20 protein-coding genes are annotated in these 23,432 nt (G+C 43.5%); all 20 read left to right on the top strand.

All coding sequences use genetic code 11. The annotated features are described in order from the left end of the window. The first annotated feature begins 29 nt into the window (after positions 1 to 29). Positions 30 to 1,709 carry a NucA/NucB deoxyribonuclease domain-containing protein gene (locus QYF49_RS15920; protein WP_290400594.1) on the top strand — a complete coding sequence of 560 codons (1,680 nt, stop codon included), beginning with the start codon at positions 30 to 32 and terminating at the stop codon, positions 1,707 to 1,709. Positions 1,710 to 1,845: 136 nt separating this feature from the next. Further along, entirely contained in the window at positions 1,846 to 3,411 is a 1,566-nt protein-coding gene (locus QYF49_RS15915) for a PucR family transcriptional regulator (RefSeq protein WP_290400593.1), read from the top strand. 176 nt (positions 3,412 to 3,587) lie between these two features. Beyond that, complete coding sequence (locus QYF49_RS15910) at positions 3,588 to 5,051, top strand: CoA-acylating methylmalonate-semialdehyde dehydrogenase (protein WP_290400592.1); 1,464 nt, start codon at positions 3,588 to 3,590, stop codon at positions 5,049 to 5,051. Positions 5,052 to 5,070: 19 nt separating this feature from the next. Then, positions 5,071 to 6,414: an aspartate aminotransferase family protein gene (locus tag QYF49_RS15905; RefSeq protein ID WP_290400591.1), complete on the top strand. Its 1,344-nt coding sequence runs from the start codon at positions 5,071 to 5,073 to the stop codon at positions 6,412 to 6,414. 316 nt (positions 6,415 to 6,730) lie between these two features. After that, positions 6,731 to 7,621 carry a nitrilase-related carbon-nitrogen hydrolase gene (locus QYF49_RS15900; RefSeq protein ID WP_290400956.1) on the top strand — a complete coding sequence of 297 codons (891 nt, stop codon included), beginning with the start codon at positions 6,731 to 6,733 and terminating at the stop codon, positions 7,619 to 7,621. Between the two features lie 29 nt (positions 7,622 to 7,650). Continuing rightward, on the top strand, positions 7,651 to 9,024 hold the full coding sequence (locus tag QYF49_RS15895) for an NAD(P)-dependent oxidoreductase (RefSeq protein ID WP_290400590.1): 1,374 nt from the start codon (positions 7,651 to 7,653) through the stop codon (positions 9,022 to 9,024). Between the two features lie 43 nt (positions 9,025 to 9,067). Beyond that, positions 9,068 to 10,354: an NAD-dependent dihydropyrimidine dehydrogenase subunit PreA gene (preA, locus tag QYF49_RS15890; RefSeq protein ID WP_290400589.1), complete on the top strand. Its 1,287-nt coding sequence runs from the start codon at positions 9,068 to 9,070 to the stop codon at positions 10,352 to 10,354. Beyond that, a complete protein-coding gene (gene hydA, locus QYF49_RS15885) occupies positions 10,351 to 11,766 on the top strand; it encodes a dihydropyrimidinase (protein WP_290400588.1) in 1,416 nt (471 codons plus the stop codon). The genes preA and hydA overlap by 4 nt, the downstream gene beginning before the upstream one ends. A 34-nt stretch (positions 11,767 to 11,800) precedes the next feature. Continuing rightward, positions 11,801 to 12,034, top strand: a complete 234-nt coding sequence (locus QYF49_RS15880; RefSeq protein ID WP_290400587.1) for a hypothetical protein — start codon at positions 11,801 to 11,803, stop codon at positions 12,032 to 12,034. 66 nt (positions 12,035 to 12,100) lie between these two features. Then, positions 12,101 to 13,348 (top strand): M20 family metallo-hydrolase, encoded by a 1,248-nt coding sequence (locus tag QYF49_RS15875; protein ID WP_290400586.1) that lies wholly within the window; start codon positions 12,101 to 12,103, stop codon positions 13,346 to 13,348. A 936-nt stretch (positions 13,349 to 14,284) separates the two neighbouring features. Beyond that, positions 14,285 to 14,947, top strand: a complete 663-nt coding sequence (locus QYF49_RS15870; protein WP_290400585.1) for a DUF2642 domain-containing protein — start codon at positions 14,285 to 14,287, stop codon at positions 14,945 to 14,947. A gap of 340 nt (positions 14,948 to 15,287) precedes the next feature. Continuing rightward, positions 15,288 to 16,643: an arsenic transporter gene (locus tag QYF49_RS15865; protein ID WP_290400584.1), complete on the top strand. Its 1,356-nt coding sequence runs from the start codon at positions 15,288 to 15,290 to the stop codon at positions 16,641 to 16,643. A 70-nt stretch (positions 16,644 to 16,713) separates the two neighbouring features. Beyond that, the gene (locus QYF49_RS15860) at positions 16,714 to 17,367 is read left to right on the top strand and encodes a DUF2642 domain-containing protein (protein ID WP_290400583.1); all 654 of its coding nucleotides are present in this window, start codon (positions 16,714 to 16,716) and stop codon (positions 17,365 to 17,367) included. 164 nt (positions 17,368 to 17,531) lie between these two features. Further along, positions 17,532 to 18,533 carry a phosphotransferase gene (locus QYF49_RS15855; RefSeq protein ID WP_290400582.1) on the top strand — a complete coding sequence of 334 codons (1,002 nt, stop codon included), beginning with the start codon at positions 17,532 to 17,534 and terminating at the stop codon, positions 18,531 to 18,533. Between the two features lie 25 nt (positions 18,534 to 18,558). After that, positions 18,559 to 19,275, top strand: coding sequence for a phosphocholine cytidylyltransferase family protein (locus tag QYF49_RS15850; RefSeq protein WP_290400581.1), 717 nt, complete (start codon positions 18,559 to 18,561; stop codon positions 19,273 to 19,275). 12 nt (positions 19,276 to 19,287) lie between these two features. Beyond that, positions 19,288 to 20,355: an iron-containing alcohol dehydrogenase family protein gene (locus tag QYF49_RS15845; protein ID WP_290400580.1), complete on the top strand. Its 1,068-nt coding sequence runs from the start codon at positions 19,288 to 19,290 to the stop codon at positions 20,353 to 20,355. A gap of 22 nt (positions 20,356 to 20,377) precedes the next feature. Continuing rightward, the gene (locus QYF49_RS15840) at positions 20,378 to 21,307 is read left to right on the top strand and encodes a CDP-alcohol phosphatidyltransferase family protein (protein ID WP_290400579.1); all 930 of its coding nucleotides are present in this window, start codon (positions 20,378 to 20,380) and stop codon (positions 21,305 to 21,307) included. Positions 21,308 to 21,473: 166 nt separating this feature from the next. Next, positions 21,474 to 21,698, top strand: coding sequence for a hypothetical protein (locus tag QYF49_RS15835; protein WP_290400578.1), 225 nt, complete (start codon positions 21,474 to 21,476; stop codon positions 21,696 to 21,698). A gap of 141 nt (positions 21,699 to 21,839) precedes the next feature. Further along, on the top strand, positions 21,840 to 22,457 hold the full coding sequence (locus tag QYF49_RS15830; RefSeq protein ID WP_290400577.1) for an NUDIX hydrolase: 618 nt from the start codon (positions 21,840 to 21,842) through the stop codon (positions 22,455 to 22,457). Between the two features lie 303 nt (positions 22,458 to 22,760). Beyond that, positions 22,761 to 23,366 carry a TetR/AcrR family transcriptional regulator gene (locus tag QYF49_RS15825; RefSeq protein ID WP_290400576.1) on the top strand — a complete coding sequence of 202 codons (606 nt, stop codon included), beginning with the start codon at positions 22,761 to 22,763 and terminating at the stop codon, positions 23,364 to 23,366. Positions 23,367 to 23,432 lie beyond the last annotated feature (66 nt).

The raw sequence follows: 23,432 nt of genomic DNA, 5'->3' as shown, positions 1-23,432 counted from the left end.
CAAATCAAAATAATAGAGGAGGTTATGAAATGTCCAGATCGTACAGGCTGATCGTTTCCGCTTCACTCATGTTATTTTTGATCATGGGCCTTATTACACCAGCAGAGGCACAATCCAATCCAGAAGGAGGCGGTTATTGGCTTCGAGGAGCAAACACGGTAAAGGCAACAAAGCTCATGAAGGAAGGGAAATCTGTTGAAAGGTACAGCGAGAAATCAATAAAGGAAAAAACAGAAAAAGAGGTTCAGACGTTAGAGGATCTTAGAAACGAAGACAAGCAAAGCAGTTCTGTTTATGAATCAAAGATGGGACCGCCAAGGTACACTGCATTGGGCTGGGAGCCGCCGGCATTCGATTATGATCATATCAGTACCGTGGAAGAGTGCAGAAACAACCCATCCAGCGGATCAGAAACAGGTTATATTAAAAATCATTACTCTTTCTGCTGGTCCCATGTGGCTACATACCAGATACCAAGGTCATGCCGCTTTGGTATTTGTACGTATGACGGTGTGCAAATTCAGTTTACTGAAATCGGATACGGATCCAATCAGAGCCGGAAAATGAGAGTCTATTACAGCATTGATGATATTCTTGTTACCAACCCTTCATTAAACGGTGCAAAACTGAAAATCGACCTCGTTTGTCAGGCTAAAATCAATCCAGGTGATTGCAAACCCGATTCAAAGACCCCAGCCATAGAACGTACGATCGCCCAGTGGAAAAACACAAATTATGGTTTGAAAACTTTCCTTTCAGACGCTCCCCCGGCCACTGATAATAACCCGGATCGAATCGGATACATGGATTTCTGGCCCAAACTCACTATAAAGCATGCACCCAGGAAATTTACTAAAACGATCGATGGAATCAAACAGAGAGTCCGGTTTGATTCAGCAAAATACATGTTTGCTTTTCCCGACCAGCATTTTTGGCAGGGGGCTATATTCAGTAAAACAGATGCGGTATTGAATGTACCCGTCACCCAGCCAGAGTTCGCTCCATTAAAAGAAGCGGGTGAACATTGGAAGTTTGCCATGGATCAACCAGAGAAGACGAAACCTTATAAGCTGGGGAAAAAAATACCTGGAGCATTGGGGGACCGCCCGCTGACACGTATGTATACGAAAAGGCATCCTGAGGAATATGCACAAAACCGGGCGAAGACGAGATCCGTCTGCAACAAGGAATTTAAGGATGAAGATCGGACGGGAAAGGAGTGCGATGAATTTCCTTTTGCCTCAACTTGGGAAGGGTCATCAACCAATGGGCAGGATTGGTTTTCGGTAAGACTTATTCCAAAGGAATCCAATAATGCGGCAGGAAGATGGCTGGCGGCATGGTATGCGTATGACCGGATTTTGGACAATGATCCGTTTTACGTACAAGTAAAAGCTCCTGTAAAAGTGGGGACCATTTCATCCTATGGTACTCCCAAGCCCGGACAGGATCATAGATCCAGCGATAATTTTTCACTGAAAAACATTCCTGCCTATGCCAGCAAACTCCAATGGAAAGTCACCTCAGGTCCGGCAGGCGCACAGTTTGATGTAATGCATGATGACAAATTCGGCTTCGATGAGACCATTTTTAATGATCTGAGAGACGGATCTACAACGGATATAAAAACTGTGGACGACATCTACCTTGCAAACCCGGAAAAAACAAACGATCAAGAATTTACCGTAGAAATCTATGCCATTCCCTAAAGCAAAGCCTAAAGGCCTCTTTTAGAACAAGAGGTCTTTTCTTTTTGAAAAGAAAGTGCCTCCCAGCAAGGACTGTTGTAAAATAAAAGAATGAATAATAAGTAAATTCCGACAGAAATGGGGTGCCGGTATCGTTTTGCATCTGAATATTACGATGAATGATGTTTTGAAGAGAAACACCTTTTCCAAGGCGAAAATAGCTGCCGGCAGCAAGGGACTGAACCGTCTGGTCAAATGGGTTCATGTGATGGAGGTCACACAGATCGGAAATCTCCTGAACGGAAATGAGCTGATCCTTTCGACGGGCATGGCATGGAAAGACAACGAGCAAGTCTTTCTTTCTTTTGTGCTGGAGCTTATTGAATTAAATGTTTCTGGTTTGTGCATCGAACTTGGAACCCAGCTCTCGGCTGTGCCTTCATGCATTCTTGAAACAGCTGAAAAGCACGGGTTTCCCATTATCCTGTTTGAAGAAGAAGTCCGTTTCATTGATATTACCCAAGACCTGCATACCTATCTCATCCAGCAGCATTATGAGATGATCACAAAGCTTGAGAGTTTTTCACAAGCGTTGAATCAGATTCTGCTGAGCCCAAATCCTCAGGAAAACATACTGAATCTTCTTCACAATTCCATTAACATGCAGGTGGTTTTTATACATAGCCAGAAAAATGTGACACTAGTCCCTGCCCTGGATTCCTCAGAACAGGAAAATTTGCTTGTTTTTATTGAACAGGAACAGGAAACCTCTTTTGTAGTAAGGCAGCCCATTCAGGTGCTGGACCATCCATTTGCAGAGTTGATTCTCTGTTCGAAAGATCGGCCCATGACTGATCTGCACGTCCTGTTGGCAGACAGGACAGCGACCGCATTGGCCAACCAGCTTCTGCGGGAGATGTATGCTGCTGAAAAAAAGAGGGCGGAAGAAAACACCTGGATGCAAGAGTGGCTGGAAGGCCGTCATCGTGACGATGAGATTGAAAAACATCTCAGTTACTTGGGGATGAAGGGCCGGCATCAAGGAGCATCTGTTTTTTGTGTAGAAATGGAAAATAGAGAGGCAGGTGTCTCTGAAACACAATATCCATATATACAGATTGTTATCAGGTCCATTTTCGAACCGCTCGGTTTTTATATTCTCCCCTATGTAAAAAGCGACCATCTCATTTTTATCCTCATTAACCTAAGGGAAGTCATGTCTTACAAAGAAAGGGTGCGCCAAGGGATTCTTCTGGCAAGGGAAAATCAAAAGCTACCATCCCTCTTTATGGCGGTCGGCAAACGGATAAACAGGCTCGGAGCACTCGATAAAAGCTATAATACAGCCCTGAACGCTTTAATGGTTCAAACCAAACTGCCGAACGGGAAAAGCAGTCCGCTATACGATGACCTCCATATGTACCGCCTGATTTCCATGATTCAGGACAAGCACGAGCTCGAAGATTTTATTCAAGATTATCTCAGACCGGTGATTGAGTACGACGCAAAAAATAATACAAGGCTTCTGACCACACTGAAGGTCTTTCTGATGTGCGGTGGATCCAAACAAGAAACAGCAGGTCAGCTATATATTGTCAGGCAGACCTTGTACCACAGGATTAAGCAGCTGGAGGAGCTGCTCGGCAAAGATTTTATGGAACCCGGAAAGCGCCAGGCTGTGGAATTTGCAGCAATGGCACATGAATACCTGGAACTGCCTTAGAGGCTGAACCCCAAATCCACATAGAGATTGGGGCTCAGCCTCTTTTATTTACCGTTATGTATACGTATCAGGTAAATGATTTTACGATATGTCTAATGAATGTCCGCAGTTATCGGGTTATAATGGAATAGAGAAAGTTTAGAATATTTAAAAAATGGATACGGGAGGTTTTTATTGTGACAGTGACGACGAATAAAGCCCAAACGCTCAAAAATTTTGTAAAGGGCAAGTGGGTGGATTCCTCAGCCTCTGAATTCCTTGATGTCCCTAACCCGGCTACTGGAGAAGTGCTGGCGAGTGTCCCAATCTCAACAAAGGAAGAGGTAGGACAGGCAGTTCAGGCCGCAAAAGAAGCGTTCAAAACCTGGAAGAAGGTTCCCGTGCCGAAGCGCGCCAGAATATTGTTTAAATATCAGCAGCTGTTAACAGAAAATCATGAGAAGCTGGCTCAGCTCGTTGTGATGGAAAACGGGAAAAGCTTTAAAGAAGCACATGGCGAAGTGCTTCGCGGCATCGAATGTGTTGAGTTCGCCTGTGGGGCACCTTCTCTGATGATGGGTGAATCCCTTGGAAGCATTGCTGAAGATATTGATTCTGAGATGTTCCGTTACCCGCTCGGGGTTGTAGGAGGGATCACTCCGTTTAACTTCCCGATGATGGTTCCATGCTGGATGTTCCCGCTGGCGATCGCATGCGGAAATACGTTTGTGCTGAAGCCTTCAGAACGTACTCCAATTCTGGCTAACCGTCTGGCAGAGCTGCTTTCTGAGGCAGGATTGCCGGAAGGAGTTTTTAATATTGTCCATGGGGCCCATGATGTCGTTAATGGACTGATCGAGCACGAAGAAGTGAAAGCGGTTTCATTTGTTGGATCCCAGCCGGTGGCGAAGTATGTCTATGAAAAAGCAGCAGCTCAAGGGAAACGTGTTCAGGCATTATCAGGGGCAAAGAATCATCACATCGTCATGCCGGATGCTGAACTCGACAAAGCTGTCCAAAATATACTCAGTTCCTCGTTCGGGAGTGCGGGCCAGCGCTGTATGGCGTGCAGTGCTGTCGTTTTAGTCGGACATCAGGATACTTTTGTTCAGGCGTTAAAGGAAAAAGCCGACGAAATGAAGATGGAGTCCGGTTTAGACGATGATGTGTTGCTGACTCCGGTTATCCGCCATAGCCATCGTGAAAAAGTATTAGGATTGATTGAAAAGGGCAAGGAAGAAGGTGCAGTTTTAGTTCGGGATGGAAGGGAGGATATGGGAAATCATGCAGATGGAACCTTCCTTGGAGCAACGATTTTCGACAGAGTAACAGCAGACATGACGATTGCAAGGGAAGAACTGTTTGCTCCCGTTCTGAGTATTCTTCGTGCTGCGGATTTGGAGGAAGCTTTGGAGATCGTTAACAAATCAAGGTTTGGAAACTCTGCAACCCTATATTCACAGGATGCAAAGGCCGTTCGGCAGTTCCGTGAGGAGGCAGAGCCGGGCATGCTCGGCGTGAATGTCGGGGTGCCGGCACCAATGGCTTTCTTTCCGTTCTCCGGTGCAAAGGATTCGTTCTATGGAGATCTTCATGCAAACGGCAAGGACGGACTTAACTTTTTCACTAGAAAAAAGATGATCACCTCCCGTTTTGTATAATCTGAAAGGAGAGACTGTGATGCAAATCGAGCAGAAGGATCAACTGCAGCAAAAAGATGAACAGTACATCTGGCATTCGATGAAACGGTATAATCCTTCAACCATGGTCGTAAAATCCGCTGACGGATCATGGATCGTCGATAATGAAGGGAAAAAATACCTGGACGGTATGGCTGGGCTATGGTCTGTGAATGTTGGCTATGGCAGAAAAGAACTTGCGGAAGCAGCCTACGCCCAATTAAAAGAGCTGCCGTATTATCCCCTGACCCAAAGCCATCAGCCAGCCATTGAACTTGGTGAAAAACTGAACCAGTGGCTTGGTGGAGATTATGTTATTTTCTTCTCAAACAGCGGTTCAGAAGCAAATGAGGCCGCTTTTAAGATCGCCAGGCAGTACCATCAGCAGAAAGGCGAGCAAGGTAGATATAAATTCATCGCGCGCTACCGGGGATACCATGGAAACTCGATGGGAGCTCTCGCCGCGACCGGGCAGGCTCAGCGAAAATACAAATATGAACCGCTCGGACAGGGGTTTATTCATGTTGCTCCGCCTGACAGTTACCGGTTTCCGGATTACCATAATGCGGAGTCTTACAGTGAACATTGTGCTTCAGAAATTGACCGTGTGATGACATGGGAGCTTTCTGAGACCATTGCCGGTGTTATCATGGAACCGATCATCACAGGAGGCGGTGTTCTCATACCGCATGATTCCTATATGAAAAAAGTAAAAAACATCTGTGAAAAACACGGGGCGCTGCTGATCTCTGATGAAGTCATCAACGGGTTTGGGCGAACGGGTAAAGCGTTCGGTTTTATGAACTATGGCGTACAGCCTGATATCGTCACTATGGCAAAAGGGATTACAAGTTCCTACCTTCCGCTGTCAGCAACTGCCGTAAAACGTGAGATTTATGAATCATTTAAAGGAGAAGGGGAGTATGATCACTTTCGACATGTGAATACATTCGGCGGCAACCCCGCTTGTTGTGCGGTTGCACTGAAGAACTTGGAGATCATGGAGAAGGAAAACTTGATAGAGCGCTCTCGAGAGAAGGGAGAAGACCTTTTAAAAGCGCTCATTGATCTGGAAGCACATCCTCTTGTTGGAAACGTCCGTGGAAAAGGGTTGTTGTTCGGCATTGAGCTTGTTCAAGATAAAAAAACGAAAGAGCCGTTGCCTGCAGACCAAGTGAATGCAGTAATCGGCGCGTGCAAAGCGAAAGGGCTGCTGATCGGCAAAAATGGCGATACAGTCTCAGGATTTAATAATGTGCTGACTCTTGCGCCGCCTCTGAATATAACAGATGAGGATGGAGCTTTTCTTGTAAAAACATTGAAAGAAGCTATTTATACCCTTTAGATCGAACATCATGGCTCCCACTTCACAAGAGCCATGATGTTTCCCTCATACTGAATTTAACGAGGTGTAACAAAATCGTGCTTTACAATTTGACGGTATGTATGATGAAAAATTATTTTAATGCAAGTATAGTAAAAATATTCAAAAATTTAGAATGATTACATAGTGTTCATGGCGAATGATAGTAAGTAAGACGAACTACCCTTCCACTTACATGAAATTTTTTGTTTCATGCCTCACTTTGCATCGGTTGCGCTCTCACATTCGATTTGTATTATTTCCAGTTCACCATCCAATTTAATAAAGGGGAGATATGATGTCAAACGTGGTTAAGATTGGTCTCATTCAAGCTTCCAACGAAGCAGATGGAAATGAATCCGTTTCGGTACACAAAGAACAGGCGATTGAGAAGCACATCAGACTCGTAAAGGAAGCCGCACAAAAAGGAGCTCAAATCATCTGTTTGCAGGAGATTTTTTATGGTCCTTATTTTTGTACGGAGCAAAATTCCAAGTGGTATGATGCCGCGGAGGAAATTCCGAACGGCCCAACGACCAGCCGCTTTCAGGCATTGGCTCGTGAACTGGGTACCGTCATCGTTCTTCCAATCTATGAAAGAGAAGGCATTGCAACCTATTACAATACTGCTGCAGTGATTGATGCAGACGGCTCCTACCTTGGCAAATATCGAAAACATCATATTCCGCAAGTGAATGTTGGCCATGAAGGCAACGGATTCTGGGAAAAATATTACTTTAAGCCCGGTAATCTGGGATACCCGGTATTTGACACTGCGTTTGCCAAGGTAGGGGTTTATATTTGCTATGACCGCCATTTTCCGGAGGGGGCCAGACTGCTGGGGTTAAACGGAGCTGAAATCGTGTTTAATCCTTCTGCCACAGTCGCTGGCCTTTCAGAATACTTATGGAAGCTCGAGCAGCCGGCTCATGCGGTGGCTAATGGATATTACGTCGCTGCGATCAATCGAGTCGGTACAGAAGGCCCATGGAACCTTGGGGAATTTTACGGTCAGTCGTACCTTTGTGACCCGCGTGGAAGCTTTGTGGCCATGGGAAGCCGTGATCAGGACGAAGTTGTCATTGGTGAGATGAACAAGGAATTGATCCGCGAAATAAGAAACACATGGCAATTTTTCAGAGACCGGCGACCTGAAACCTATCAGGAAATGACCACACTTTTGCCTTAATTCCAATGAATAGAGGGGGCGCACGAGAGATGAGTAACGGAAACCGAGCGTTTATATCACTTCAGGATCTTCAGCGAAATTTTGACGAGGTAAAATCAGGATTAACTCCTGCAGAGGCAAGGGATGAATCGAACAGATGCCTTTACTGTTATGACGCTCCATGCATTCAAGCCTGTCCGACGGGAATCAATATCCCATCGTTTATTAAAAAAATCGCTTCCGGAAACTTAAAAGGTTCAGCGAGGACCATCATGGAGTCCAACCCCGTCGGAGCTAGCTGTGCAAGGGTTTGTCCGACTGAGGAGCTCTGTGAAGGAGCTTGTGTACTTAATGACTCCACTAAACCGATCATGATCGGTGACCTTCAGCGGTATGCTACCGATTGGGCGATTAAGAACGAACAGACATTGTTTAAGGCTGGAGAGAAAAACGGCTTAAAAGTGGCAGTGATCGGTGGAGGCCCTGCCGGCTTGTCTTCCGCCCGTGAACTTGCTCTTCTCGGTTATGAAGTTACCATTTTCGAAGCAAAGGAAAAGGCAGGAGGACTAAATACGTATGGTATTGTTTCATTCCGCCTGCCGCAAAAGGTCTCGCTTTGGGAAGTCCAGCAAGTTGAAAAACTCGGTGTGAAAATAAAAACGAATACGATGATCGGCCGAGATATACAACCTGAAGAAATACTTGCAAACTATGATGCTGTCGTCCTTGCAGTGGGCATGTCCAAGGTTCCGATGCTCCGGATTGATGGAGAGGATCTGGTTGGTGTTCATGATGCGATTCAGTTTGTTGAAGAAACAAAGACAAAAGAACTTTCTGAAGCTTATATTGGCAAAAGGGTAGCGGTGATCGGCGCCGGCAACACAGCCATTGATGCAGCGACGTGTTCCGTCCGGCTGGGTGCGGAAAATGTTAAAATCCTTTATCGCCGGACACAGGAGGAAATGACCGCCTACGATTTTGAGTTTGAATTTGCCAAGCAGGATAATGTGGAATTTCGGTGGTTGACCGCCCCGAAAAGAATCATTGGAGATGAAAAAGGACATGTAAAGCAGTTGGAATGCATCCGTATGCAGCTTGGCGAACCTGGCGCCGACGGGCGAAGAGGACCTGCTCCGATTGAAGGGTCTGAATTCCTGTTGGAAGTTGATGTTGTGATTAAAGCCATCGGGCAGACAAGATTTACCGATCTGATTGAGTCCTTTGGCCTCGAACATCAATGGGGAACGGTCAAAGTCAATCTCGAAACATATCAAACTTCCAATGAAAAGGTCTTCGCTGCGGGTGATGTTATTTTTGGTGACGGACAAGGTGAAGCGATGGTTGTAACAGCAGCCCAACAAGGGAAAAAGACAGCTTATGCCATCCATCAGGCATTAAAGAATTCCATTATTGAGACCGCGTAGCCATCCACTCTGTTTTTCAAAAATCATTTAGGAGGGCCTTTATATGGCAGATTTGCGTATAAACCTTGCAGGGATTGAATCGCCCAATCCATATTGGCTGGCTTCTGCTCCACCGACGAACTCGGGTTATCAGGTTCAGCGGGCATTCGAAGCAGGCTGGGGTGGAGCGGTATGGAAAACACTTGGTGAGCCGATCATCAATACGACAGCACGTTTTGCGGCCGTCGGTTTTAACGGAAAAAAAGTGGCAGGGTTCAATAATATAGAATTGATTACGGACCGCCCGCTGGAAGTGAACTTAAAAGAAATCTATGAAACTAAGAAGAGGTTTCCAAACCACGCCATCATCGCATCTTTGATGGTAGAGCCGAATAGAGAGAAATGGCATGAAATCGTCAAGCGGGTGGAGGATGTTGGTGTCGATGGCCTTGAACTGAATTTTGGCTGTCCACACGGTATGGCTGAACGAGGAATGGGAGCGGCGTCAGGCCAGCAGCCCGATCTTGTTGAAGCACAGACGATGTGGGTGAAGGAAGCGGCAAAAACACCGGTTATCGTTAAATTGACCCCAAACATAACGGATATTACGGTTACAGCCAGAGCAGCTGTTCAAGGCGGAGCCGATGCGATCAGCATGATTAATACCATTAACAGCCTGGCTGGTGTGGACATCGACACGTGGAACACCATCCCTCATGTGGCCGGGAAAGGAGCGCACGGTGGATATTGCGGTCCGGCCGTGAAACCAATCGCTCTTAATATGGTGGCCGAATGCGCAAGGAACCCGCATATCAATGTGCCCATCTCGGGTATTGGGGGCATCTCTGCTTGGCGGGATGCAGTGGAATTTATGCTTATGGGTGCAGGCGGGGTTCAAGTATGTACAGCAGCCATGCACCACGGGTTCAGCATCGTGGAAGATATGATCGACGGATTAAGCAATTATTTGGACGAGAAAGGAATCTCCTCTGTTCAGGAAATCATCGGAAAATCAGTAGAACGCTATTCAGACTGGGGCAACCTGGATCTGAACTACAGAATTGTGGCCCGCATCAACAATGACGTTTGCATCAATTGCAACAAATGCCATATTGCCTGTGAGGACACTTCCCATCAATGTATTGACATGCTGACAGATCCTAACGGACAAAAGTATTTGGAAGTTCGTGAAGATGATTGTGTTGGCTGCAACCTCTGCTCGATTGTATGTCCGGAGGACGGTGCGATCGACATGATCGAACTACCTCAGGAGCAGCCGCCGATGACTTGGAACGAACGCCAGGCTGTACTGGCTGGATATAAAGATAATGAGAGGGAGGCAGCAAAATGAAAAAAGTAATAAAGAACGGTACGATTGTTACCGCATCTGATACCTATGTAGCAGATGTCCTCGTAGAGGACGGCAAAATCGCAATGATCGCAAAGAACCTTCCAAGCGAGGGCATGGAGGTCATCGATGCAGAAGGGTGTTATATTTTTCCGGGCGGCATCGATCCCCATACCCATTTGGAGATGCCGTTCGGCGGGACGGTTAGCAGGGATGATTTTGAGACAGGTACAATTGCTGCAGCATATGGAGGAACGACCACAGTCATTGATTTTTGTTTAACCGACAAAGGGGTTCCGCTTAAGAATTCCATTGAAACATGGCACAAGAAATCAAGGGATAAAGCGGTCATCGATTATTCCTTTCACCTTATGATCGGCGAAATCAACGACGATGTGATGAGGGAGATTCCGCAGGTTATTGAAGAAGAAGGAATAACGTCGTTTAAAGTATTCATGGCGTATAAGAACGTGCTTCAGGCAGATGATGAGACCTTGTTTAAGACACTGGTTATGGCTAGGGAGCAGGGAGCACTCGTTATGGTCCATGCAGAAAACGGGGATGTGATCGATTTTCTGACGAAAAAAGCTCTGGAAGAAGGCAAAACGGATCCCATCTATCACGGCTTAACGAGGCCGCCTGAACTGGAAGGCGAAGCTACTGGACGAGCCTGCATGATGACCGGCCTTTCTGGCTCTCAGCTGTATGTAGTTCATGTTTCCTGTCAGGAAGCGGTGGAAAAGATTGCAGAGGCGAGAAAAAAAGGCTTCAACGTCTATGGAGAAACTTGTCCACAATACCTTGTGCTGGACCAATCCGAAATGGAGAGGCCGAATTTTGAAGGGGCTAAATATGTCTGGTCTCCTCCACTCCGGGAAAAGAAACATCAAGAACCATTATGGAATGCGTTGAAAAATGGGCAGCTTCAAACGCTTGGCTCTGACCAATGTTCGTTTGATTTTAAAGGGCAGAAGGACCTCGGGAAAGGAGATTTCACGAAGATACCTAACGGCGGTCCTTTTATTGAAGACCGGTTTTCAGTCCTCTTTTCTGAAGGCGTAAAAAAAGGAAGGATCACGCTGAACCAATTTGTAGATATTGTTTCAACCCGTTCCGCCAAGCTGTTTGGGCTGTTCCCTGAAAAAGGAACGATCGCTGTCGGAAGCGATGCGGATCTTGTCATTTTCGATCCTGCAGCAGAACGCACGATTTCAGAAAAAACACATCATATGGCCGTTGACTATAATGCGTTTGAAGGAATGAAAATCACGGGCGAACCGGTTTCAGTTTTATCCAGAGGTGAGTTTGTCATCAAAGATAAAGCATTTGTAGGGGAGCTCGGGAAGGGCCGCTACATTAAACGGAAACGATTCAATGCGGAAGGACAGAAACAACTGGCAGTCCTGTCAAAATAATAAATAGGAATATTCATAAAGAGGAGGCTGTTCAATGTCAGCGTCACAAGAATATTTTGAGGAAAAAGAAAAAATAGATTTTTTGTTCTATCGGGGATTCAGGGTGACGAGAGTGACTGAGAACCTGGATGGCGCTGCGGTAGAATTTGAGCGAACAGGGGCTGCAGGGCAGGAAAAAGAAGTTTTGCATCTTCAAACGGCAGATGCCAGAAAGTATTTCTCTTCCATCCTGTTTCATCAGCAAAGAAACCTGACACCTGCAGAGTAACAAAGCAACAAGGCTGCTGAGTCAGTAACAGCAGCCTTTTGTTCGTTATTAAAGGAGGCGCGTACGATGAAAGTAGAACAGTTGAAGATCAATAGTGAACGGCTGAATACCCATTTGCAAGCGCTGGCTGAAATCGGAAAGATCGGTGAGACGGGTGTATGCCGGCCGGCCCTTTCTTCAATTGAAAAAGAAGCATTTACACTTGTTGGAACCTGGATGAAAGAAGCAGGGATGTCGGTCAGGATCGATCATTTTGGAAATTTGATCGGCAGAATGGAAGGCAAGGACAATAAAGCCCCCGTCCTCATGATTGGCTCTCACCTGGATTCACAGCCATATGGAGGGCGTTATGACGGACCTGCAGGTGTACTGGCAGGAATTGAAGCCGTTGCCACACTCAAGGAACAAGGGATAACCCCAGATCGGCCAATCGAAGTCGTATCATTTTGTGATGAAGAAGGTTGGAGGTTCAACCGGGGTTTATTTGGGTCAAGAGGAATCTTGGGCAAGCTGGATGAAGGGGATTTAACGCGTAAAGATCAGGACGGGATTAGTAGAGAACAGGCACTGCGTGACTTCGGATGTGATCCCGGAAAATTTCATGAGTCGCAGTATAAGCCCGGCAGCATTCACGCTTTCTTGGAACTTCACATTGAGCAAGGTCCGGTACTGGATAAATCGAATCTTCCACTTGGTGTGGTGGCCGGAATTTCTGGTCCTTTATGGTGGACGGTTAAGCTGAAGGGATTTGCCGGGCATGCGGGATCCGTTCCGATGGCAATGCGCCAGGACGCCATGCTTGGAGCTTCTGAGATCACACTGGCTCTCAATCGGATTGTACAGCAGGAACCAGACGCACCAACGGTTGGAACCGTTGGCCACGTCCAGGTCTTTCCTAACTCACGAAACATTATTGCTGAAGAAGTCACGTTTACTGTGGACCTCCGTGATATTGATCAAAACCGGCGCGACCGTTATGAGAAACAGCTGAGGCGGGAAATAGAGAAGATCTGCGAAAAGTATCAGCTGAACTACGAGATTCAGGAAGATACGAACAGCGAGCCTCGCTATTGTGCCGACTGGATTAAGAAGATCATGCACAGCGAGAGCGGACAGATGGGGCTGAAAACACCGGAGCTCATGAGCGGTCCTTTCCATGATGCCTTAATGCTCTCATATGCATGTGATTACGGTATGATCTTTGTCCGCTGCAAAGACGGTATCAGCCACAATCCAGCAGAATATTCCACGCCGGAAGATCTTGCGAAGGGTACGGAACTGCTTTATCGTACGATGAGGAGAATGCTGATATAAACGTTTGTTCAGATTGCCATTTCGTTTGTTTCATTAAATACCAAAAAAACCTAGGTCCCCTCATTTTGAGCCCTAGGTTTTTTCGTTTTAAATAAATAGTGACGATTTGCTGCTAAAGATTAAACTTTATGACCATTGAATATAAATGCCCAATGGAAGAGAAAATCCAAGTAAAACGGTCACCGTTAATACCGCTAATAAAACAATCCAATTAAGTTTAAGTGAAGCCCCTTTAATTTTCCGAGTAAAAAAGATTTCCATTAAACCTAAAACAGAAAGGCCTAAAATAAATTTAATAAAACGACCAACTGCATATATCGCATTTTAGTATTACAAGTTGGACAACTGTTATAAGAAAAAAGTTAGAAATACAATAATGTGTTTTTTCATTTTGGATTACTGCGTGTTTCAATAGGTTCTCCTCCCAGATACTCAAGTCGAAACGATCAGGGACAGAAAAACCGAGATTGCAAGATTAGTAAACGGTATTTTGGAAGTTTGGCCTGAACAAGAAAGGCAAATCTACTTAAGTGTAAGAACTCCGACAGAGCATACCGGACTTTGGCTGCATGATCCGGGAACCATAGCTTTAGCGTTTAACAGACCTTTATTACTGAAACACTGCTGCATGCTGCTGCAGCATACGCACAAACACTCATACCGCGTGATTTATTAATAAGACAAGACAGAACCATCCCCAAAAAGCTGCCCGCTAATTGTAGCAGTCGATATCGATGCGACGAGATTTATTGAGCACTTTACAGACTTATCTGCAGTCCGGTTGCCGACCTTATCCAGTAAATGGTGTTTATTGTAAAATTTTATCTATAAAGCCGCCCCTTTTTAATCCATTCATTGTAATTTTCTTTTCTAAAGTGTTCAGTTTGTACATATATATTGTAATACTATCCTGTTTTCATGGTAGGGGGAGTTTACTTGGGCATTTCAGTATTATGCGGAAAGCAAGTTGATGTCGTGATTTCGGGAAACACGTTTTTTCAAGGGATACTTATTGAGACCGGTAAAGATATTCTTGTATTATTTGATGGCCGAAAATTTGTTTATATCCCATTATTACACGTTCATAGAATAAATGTGAGTTCCATTAACAATGATGATATAAGTGCGCCAAATGAAACCTCTTTAGCAAAAGATAAAGAATCCATTTCCTATCGTAAGATTCTAACCAACGCAAAAGGTCTGTTCACCGAGGTTTATGTGACAGGCAACGTCTCCATACATGGGTATATTATGAATGTTCGCAGTGACTATTTTGCGTTTTACTCACCTGTCTACAAAACAGTGCTCATTTCATTGCATCATTTGAAATGGCTGATTCCCTATCATTTAAAAAACCCTCCGTACAATCTTAGTCATGAAAAGGTTCCAGTGATCCCCTCCAACATCCCCTTACTTAGTTCATTTGAAGATCAAATCAAGAAATGGGAGGGGGAGCTTGTGGTTTTCGATATGGGCCATAATTCAACGAAGATAGGATTAATAAAAAAAGTCAGTGAGGCAATGATTGAGCTTGTTGATGCCAGTGGCGAGGTCATATACTTAAAGCTCTCTCATATTAAATCGGCGCATTTACCTTAATTTTTCTTAAATTTAAATAAGTAGTCGAATTACGGGACCGCCTGTTTCCCACGGTGAGGTCCTTTTTTTTTGTATTCTTCTAGGCATACACCCATAGTCAAACCATTTCCGTATTTATGGAATAGTCACCTGTCTAACTCTTAAAGGATAAATAACGATGGTTACAGGCAAACATCTACTAAATATAGAGTGAATCAAAAACCCATTATGGCAAACAACCATTTTTGCCTTTCTAGTCTCGTATCTAGTTCCTTCTTTATAGATTTACATATGCTATAGGACAAGCAAAAAAGTTACATTGCTTATATTTTGTAAAAGAAAGAAGGGACAAAAAACGACGATGGATATTCATATCATGATTTCAGTTTTCGTGTTCCTAATGACCACTTTAGTTATATTTTGGAGACCGAGGGGGATCAATGAAGCCTGGCCGGCCGCTGTAGGCGCAGCGATCATTTTACTGACCGGCGTGGTATCACAAGCGAATATTGTGGACATTATCCAAAAAATTGGCGGTGCCTCGATCACCATTATCGCAACGATTGTAATGGCTGTTATATTGGAAAGCTTCGGTTTTTTTCATTGGGCAGCGGCACGGCTGGCAAGCTTATCTAGGGGTTCGGGTTATCGTCTCTATTGGAACATTCAGTTGCTGTGTTTTTTGATGACACTTTTGTTTAATAACGATGGCAGTATACTTATTACAACTCCGATTCTAATATTACTTCTTAGAAATCTTCAAATGAAGCCCCATCAACAAATCCCCTATCTATTAACTGGGGCACTGATCGCGACAGCATCAAGCGCGCCGATTGGGGTCAGCAACATTGTGAATTTAATTGCATTGAAAATTGTCCATATGACGCTATATATGCATACTGCGATGATGTTTCTGCCCGCAATGGTTGGATTGGTGTTTATGTCATGGTTGATGTATATATTAGTCAAAAGAAAGCTGCCGAAACAACTGCCAAACTCCGCATATGATATTGAACAAATATTTTTTACCAGAAACTTCCATCCGTTAAAAGGGCAGATTACCGTCGAAACCAAAAGCCAGCGCACCAAATTGATGCTGAAAATATTGCTGTTTGTCTTTATTATGCGCTGTTCACTCTTTGTTGCCTCTTTTCTTGCGATTCCCATAGAGATTGTTGCTGTATTCGGATCTCTTGTTTTACTCGTATGGAGATGGTATCACTTACGCACCAATCCAGTGGATATATTGAAAAAAACCCCGTGGCAAATATTGGTTTTCGCATTTTCAATGTATGTGATCATTTATGGTCTTCATAACTCGGGGCTTACAGACCTGCTGCTGAAAATTTGTGAACCTATCGTACATCAGGGCTTATTCGAAGCTAGCTTTCTAATGGGGGGATTGGTTTCCTTATTATCTAACTTCTTTAACAATCATCCAGCCTTGTTAATAGGAACGATTACGTTAACAGAAATGAATCTCGATCCCGTAACGATGAAGACAATGTATCTTGCCAGTATTATTGGCAGCGATATCGGGTCATTGTTACTGCCTATCGGGACACTAGCCTCTTTAATTTGGATGCACATATTACGGCAAAATAAGATCAAGGTGCATTGGAAAGATTACTTGAAGGTTTCATTGATCGCCGTGCCGCTAACGTTAATCGTAACGCTATTTTTACTCTATTATTGGATCCAATTCATCTTTACGTGATCGCGTATCTGATAATAGATGAAACGACGAGCAGGTTTACTGCATTTAAATGAAAAAGGAGAGAATGTTTTTGAAAAGCGTAATGCAACTAATCAATCAGCAAATCATGGTGAAAGTCACAGGAGGGAATTTCATCCAAGGGATTTTCACAGATATAGGAAATGACATTTTAGTTTTATTTGATGGACAAAGGTATCGTTATATTCCTTTGATACATGTCCATAAAATAAAGCTTAGCAGCCAAGAAGAAGAGGAGATAAGCCAGCCAACCGGAAATTCTTTAATTCAGCAAGAAAAGGAGATTTCTTATCGTTCCATTCTAACCAATGCGAAAGGACTTTTTATCGAGATCCAGGTGAGCGGTAAACAGCCATTGTATGGATATGTCACAGGTGTGTTAAGCGATTATTTTGTATTTAATTCACCCATTTATCAAACCGTGTATATACCGCTAACGCATTTAAAATGGTTAACCTTGCACGATCAAAATGCAACGCCTTATACCATTACCAGTTTGCCCATACAGACGCAAAATCTAAGCCGTTCTTTTGAAGAACAATTAAAGAAATTGGAGGATAATTTAGTCGTGTTTGACTTGGGTGAAGATCAGGACAAGATTGGATTACTGAAAAAAATAGAAAACAACCTCATCGAACTTATAACGGCCAATGGTGAAACGGTGATCTTAAATCCGGCCCATGTCAAATCGGTATATGTTCCCTAATGGAGAGCAAAGGTTAACTTGTATCACCGATCCTTTAGAAGATAGGATCGGTTTTTTATGTTCAAACATTAAATCTTTTAATCTTTCAAAGTTTTACGTCCATACCATTTTCTAAAGAGATTCATATATTAAAAGAACCGCTAGAATCTAAGAGGTGATGATAGATGGAGATAACAGAGAAAGCTGTTGCTGAAATCTTACAAAAAAATTATGGGATCCAGCCGGATAAGATGGTCCTAATAAGACGAAAATCGGATAGAGAGTTATGGAAGATTACCGATATAAACAAAGGTGTCTATGCACTAAAATACCTGACTAAATGCGAAAGAGCCCCGATCATCGCTGCAGTCAATGGGTATATGCGCGAAAAAGGGGTTCCGGTCACGACTGTTCTATCAACTTTGGATGGAACTTCGTTCGTAAACGTCAATAAAGGCTGTTTCCTGCTGTTTCAATGGTTGGAAGGGGAGCAGCCCGGATATGCAGAGTCAGAAATGATAGAAAGAATGGCTATGCTGCTTGCAAAATTCCATGTTGCCTCCGAAGGGTATGCTGCTGCAGGACATCCGATTTTTGATACCCGTCTCGATTGGAATGAAATCTATAAAAGAAAGGTTAAAAAGATGGCAAAATGCCAAGTAAAGGCCAATATTAGCGGGGATCCGTTCTCAAAGGTTTATTTGTGCCATCTGCCTTGGCTTCAATCCCGTGTCAACTGGGTACTTGATCAGCTTCCCCATACGGCTTTAAGTCATCTGTTGGCTGCCGCAAGGCTTGATCCACATCTCGCACATGGCGATTATTCCCCTCTTAATCTGCTATGCAGTAACAGTAACGAATTAACCGTCATCGATTTTGATACCGTAAGCATCGCTCTTCCCATGAGGGATATATCCCATCTCATTACTTGGATCAATCATGCTCTAGGAGCATGGTCCGGGGAAAGATTCCAATTCATTGTGGATGCATACCAGCAAATTCGCCCACTTTCTGCTGAGGAATATGATCTTCTTCTGCTTGACCAAATTTTTCCCCATAAAGCGATTCGATACGCACATAAGTATTTCAACGATTCAAGAAACCCGAAACTATTAAATGAATTGGAACGCTGCATTGCGATCGACGAACAAAAACTAACCGACCTTGGGATGGGGCCAATGTCATAAACGGTTATAGATAGGAGGGTTACGTATGAAAGTAGTGATATTGGCTGCTGGAGTTGGAAGCCGGTTACATCCTTATACGATGAACAACCCAAAAGCAATGGTTAGAATTAATGGAAAACCTTTAGTGCAGTACCAGGTAGAAAGTGTGATAAACTCCGGTTTTGCCTATGAAGATATCTATATCGTAGGCGGCTATATGTTTAAGAGAATTGAAGAGTATTTAACAGGAACAGGAGTCCATTTTATATACAATCCACACTATGAATCAATGAACAACATTTATTCATTTTTACTTTCCCAAGCTGTGGATGATGATTTATTGCTGGTCAATTCAGATGTCATTTTCGACCATCGATTAATTTCATTGATCTTGAAATCACAGTTTCCCACTTGTATTTTGGTAGACCGGGAAAAAAAACTAACGGATGAAGCGATGAAGGTAAAGCTGAATGACAAACGCTTGCGGTTCATCAATAAGCAATTGAATAAGGATGGTACGGATGGCGAATATATTGGGATTTCTAAATTGGCTCTAGATGATCTGAAAATTTTATACCAAAAAGCTACAGAGATGATTGAAGCTGGGGGAGCACGGTACTGGTATGAAAACGTGTATGAAGCTTGTGCTGCAGACGTGCCGATTATGGTTGTTAATACGGATGGATACCCATGGATTGAAATAGACGATGTGCAAGATTTGAATTGCGCGAAACAGCTTATTACTGCCATGTGGCCATCTTAAAGGGGGGGTAAAATGTCGAAGAAGGTAAAGGTGGAACTCCCGACTCATTTAATTCTTCAGTCCAAAGCATTCGAACATTTGCATGGAAGTGAAATTGTTGAATTTTTGGCTGAACGGAGAGTGGTTGTAATGAGTGGGAGAGGTCCCACTCGTCAAATAGGTGAACAGCTGATCACCGGCCTGAACCTGCAGCCGACACAGGTGAAGGCACTGTACTGCAAAGACAACACGCTTCAGACGGTTGATGAGTTAGAAAATGAAGCACAGCAGGTTTTTGCAGAAATGATCATCGGAGTTGGAGGCGGTAAGGTATTGGATGTATCTAAGGTCGTCGGTACGAGAATGAATTTGCCTGTCATACTTGTACCGACAGCATTATCCAGTGATGCAATCTGTTCACCCGTAGCCTCGATCCGCGTAAGCCAAACCAAGAATATTAGCATTGAAGTTAGAATGCCTCGGGCTGTCGTGATAGACTTTGACACCGTGGCCCGTTCACCCGCACGGTTATTTTCTTCTGGAATCGGAGACTTGCTATCCAATAAGACGGCGCTTGAAGATTGGAAACTGGCGCATCAAGTGAAGAAAGAAAAAATGAATGGCTTTGCTAGTTTAATTGCCGATAAAGCGACAGAAGCTTTTTTGAATAAAATCAATCAAAAAAACAAAAGCAATGAAGTTTTGATGCAGGTGGCTGCCGAATCACTGATCATGAGTGGAATGGCGATGGCGATCGCGGGTTCGAGCAGACCGTGCAGTGGTTCGGAACACTTAATCAGCCACGCCCTGGATTATTACTGTGGAGGAAAAGCACTCCATGGGGAACAGGTTGCCTTGGGGATGTTAGTTTCTGAATATTTGCAAGGTAATCACAACTCAGAGAACAACATGAGACAATATTTTAAGCGATTAGGTCTTCCTCTCCATTACAGAGAGCTGGGTTATACGAAGGAGGAGATGTGCCTGGCGATTCAGAATGCCGCTACCATACGGAATCGTTACACTATTTTAAATGAAACGGAGCTAACGGCTAAACACATTAGCCATGTTTTAGATGAGGTATTTCCTCTCTCACCATAAGATAATAAGGAGTGTGGTTTATTTGACACCCAACAAATATTCAATGGAAGATATTAAGAATTCTTATAAACAGAAAGATGCCTGGTGGACCGTTTTTTTGGTGGATCCAGTCGCATCCCGATTGATGTTCCCACTAGCCAATTACACGAAGGTTACCCCCAATCAACTTACGCTATTAGCATTCTTCACTGGTCTATTAGCCGCCTATCAGTTTTATCAGGGTACCTATTCTGCGATAATCATTGGTGCTGTTTTATATCATATCAGTTTTTCTTTAGATTGCATGGATGGGAAAATATCCCGCCTTAAAGGAACCGGTTCCATCTTCGGGGCGTGGTTAGACTATATTTTGGATCGTACCCGTGTTGCTATCTGTGCTTTTTCATTGATGCTTGGTCAATATCACCAGACAGGACAAGCCGTTTATTTTTATTTAGCTGCGATCGTTTGCTTTTTGGATAGTACACGATACATGAATTCGTTGCTAGCCTACAAATCGCTGAATGAAATGCGAAAAAAAATAGACAAGGCAAAGAGCACATTTATAAATGAAAAAAAACGTGTAATGACTTCGCGCCTCAAGTTGGTCCAAATGTTTAAAGGCAAGCCATCATTGTGCTGCAGAAAGGCCGCCAAGGAAGACCTGCGTATACAAGAGAAGTTTTTAGGGGAAGTCGTCTACCGGTTTCCCTCCTATATAAAAATAAGATCGTTCTTTTTAAAAAGAAGGGTTCGCTTGCATCTCATGAGCGGAATTGAATACCAAATGTCCATTTTTATCATCGCTCCACTAATCGGCTTCATAAAAGAAGGAGTAATCCTCAGCTCTATTATCATGATACTGTTTGAAGCAGCTCTCATTTATAGGCTTTGGCTGCAGACCCTTCATTTCAAGCGACAGCTGAACGCTTTAACTAAGAATAGGAATAACCCGCCAAGAGGAATCGCTTAAATTCATATTGTAAAAAAATTCTGTATCCACACATTTGTAAATAGTTAGGAATACCATCGTCCGATTTCATTGGTCTCATCATTCTGTGTGTTGAAAATCTACAATAGTTAATTGGTATCGAAAAGGTGTATCCTAGCTGCATAGTACCTTAATGAGGCTGATAGTTATGAGCCACCGAGTGTGTAAAGACACAGAGTATTGGCTTGTTCATTTTTGCAATTTTTGCGACGTCATCTCTTCATTGAAAACAGCTGGTGAAAGCAGTGGTACTGAAGTATGTTATAACAGTTTTAGAGGGGAACCATGCAAGACTTTTCCTCCAGGACAGGATATTGCCTACGTCGGTGACGGGTGGAACGACCAGATCAGTTATGTCCATGTACTAAGGTAATAAAAAACGAGGCTCCGAAATTGGAGCCTCGTTTTTTATAAATGACGGCTTTGATCATTCACAGTCAATTTTCTTCTTTTACAGACTTTTAAGAGAAACATATGGTAATATTTAGGTATAATGGTATTGGTGGTGAGATATATGGAACCCAAATGGCTTGAATGGTCGAAGCAGCTTCAATCTATTGCCCAGGCTGGATTAACCTACTCCAAAGATGTTTACGACTTGGAAAGATTTGAATCGATCAGAAAAATCAGTGTTGAAATATTGTCGTCCTTTACTGATTTAGATGAGTCAGCCATAAGCGATTTGTTTGCCAATGAAACTGGTTATGCAACACCTAAAGTGGATATTAGGGCTGTTGTATTTAGGAACAAAAAATTATTAATGGTCAAAGAAAAAACGGATGGAGGCTGGTCATTACCCGGAGGCTGGGGTGATATAGGACTGTCACCAAGTGAAGTAGCTGTTAACGAAGTAAAAGAGGAATCTGGGTTTGATGTAAGAGCAATCAAGCTGTTAGGAGTACTCGATAAAAAGTGTCACCCGCATCCTCCTTCTCCTTATCACACTTATAAAATTTTTATCAAATGTGAAATAGTAGGTGGACAGGCACTCACTGGAATTGAAACGACCGCAGTGGACTTTTTTTCTCAAGAGGAACTCCCGGCATTATCAATAGACAGGAATACGAGATCTCAAATTGAGATGGCTTTCAGGCAATTGCATCATCCGCATGAACCCGCTTATTTTGATTGACCCAGCTGCCTGCGAATCAGGCTATTAACACCTTTCATCTTAAGTGATCAAGAAAATGGAGGAGATTTACCAAAGAACTGGCTGCAGAAAGCTAAGTTGTTGGACCTACTTGCACTGTCCGTTTATTAAACAGGAAGAAATATGGAGCAGTAAGAATAAAGGATATAAAGAGACTGATTTTACATACAATCGAATAATGGGATACGTATGAAGCCATCGGATTTTTTTCTGAAATTCTTGACATTGATGGCTAAAGATTCGTAAAATACTAATACGTACTAGTACAATCTGAAGAATGGACTGATGAATTTGCTTTTTGTAACAGAAATGCCGATAGAAGCTCGGGACAAGATGCTATATGCTGCCCTCCATCTTTTTACGTCCAAAGGGTTCAAGGAAACTTCGGTTCTTGAAATTGTAGAAAAGGCACGGGTCTCAAAAACTACCTTTTATCAGACCTATGGCAGCAAAGAGGAGATGCTTGCCGCCCTGTGCAGGCAGCTGGCTGAGGAAATCATTGAAGATGTCGAGGAAACGGTAAAGCGTGAAGACAAAATCAGTGAAAAAGCATATGTGGGAATTCGCCGTTATATCGAAATATGTGAAATTTGGAAAACGGCGGCCAAATTATTATTAATTGATTCTGTAGGGGTAAGCCAGACGGTTGAAAAAGTTCGCAGAGAAGCCTACCACCGCTTTGCTGTTTTGCTTTATCAAACGGTGCAGGGAGCCATGCCGGCCTCAGTACCTGACCAGGAGGTTGTGGTCGTTTCCCAGGCAATGGTTGGAGCCATTAACGAAGTAGTGATTCAAAACCTTTTTGAATCAGAATCAACGATGGATCTGGATCGTATTGCCCGGTTACTAAATCGCATTGTGGTCGGTGCTTATGTAAATCTATCTCTATAAGATCGGTAGTTTGCCGATTTTTTTAGGCTATTAATACCAGTACGTATCCGTATTAAATTGATGGAG

Source organism: Fictibacillus terranigra, assembly GCF_030412265.1.
Taxonomy (GTDB): Bacteria; Bacillota; Bacilli; order Bacillales; family Fictibacillaceae; genus Fictibacillus_C; species Fictibacillus_C terrinigri.
This window is presented reverse-complemented; position numbering and strand designations above follow the sequence as displayed.

Bases quoted from the DNA above. Each gene is read 5' to 3' on its own strand.
- QYF49_RS15920 (WP_290400594.1), top strand. From the start codon at position 30: ATGTCCAGATCGTACAGGCTGATCGTTTCCGCTTCACTCATGTTATTT.
- QYF49_RS15905 (WP_290400591.1), top strand. From the start codon at position 5,071: ATGCAAATCGAGCAGAAGGATCAACTGCAGCAAAAAGATGAACAGTAC.
- QYF49_RS15900 (WP_290400956.1), top strand. From the start codon at position 6,731: ATGTCAAACGTGGTTAAGATTGGTCTCATTCAAGCTTCCAACGAAGCA.
- QYF49_RS15895 (WP_290400590.1), top strand. From the start codon at position 7,651: ATGAGTAACGGAAACCGAGCGTTTATATCACTTCAGGATCTTCAGCGA.
- preA (WP_290400589.1), top strand. From the start codon at position 9,068: ATGGCAGATTTGCGTATAAACCTTGCAGGGATTGAATCGCCCAATCCA.
- hydA (WP_290400588.1), top strand. From the start codon at position 10,351: ATGAAAAAAGTAATAAAGAACGGTACGATTGTTACCGCATCTGATACC.
- QYF49_RS15880 (WP_290400587.1), top strand. From the start codon at position 11,801: ATGTCAGCGTCACAAGAATATTTTGAGGAAAAAGAAAAAATAGATTTT.
- QYF49_RS15875 (WP_290400586.1), top strand. From the start codon at position 12,101: ATGAAAGTAGAACAGTTGAAGATCAATAGTGAACGGCTGAATACCCAT.
- QYF49_RS15865 (WP_290400584.1), top strand. From the start codon at position 15,288: ATGGATATTCATATCATGATTTCAGTTTTCGTGTTCCTAATGACCACT.
- QYF49_RS15855 (WP_290400582.1), top strand. From the start codon at position 17,532: ATGGAGATAACAGAGAAAGCTGTTGCTGAAATCTTACAAAAAAATTAT.
- QYF49_RS15850 (WP_290400581.1), top strand. From the start codon at position 18,559: ATGAAAGTAGTGATATTGGCTGCTGGAGTTGGAAGCCGGTTACATCCT.
- QYF49_RS15845 (WP_290400580.1), top strand. From the start codon at position 19,288: ATGTCGAAGAAGGTAAAGGTGGAACTCCCGACTCATTTAATTCTTCAG.
- QYF49_RS15835 (WP_290400578.1), top strand. From the start codon at position 21,474: ATGAGCCACCGAGTGTGTAAAGACACAGAGTATTGGCTTGTTCATTTT.
- QYF49_RS15830 (WP_290400577.1), top strand. From the start codon at position 21,840: ATGGAACCCAAATGGCTTGAATGGTCGAAGCAGCTTCAATCTATTGCC.
- QYF49_RS15825 (WP_290400576.1), top strand. From the start codon at position 22,761: ATGAATTTGCTTTTTGTAACAGAAATGCCGATAGAAGCTCGGGACAAG.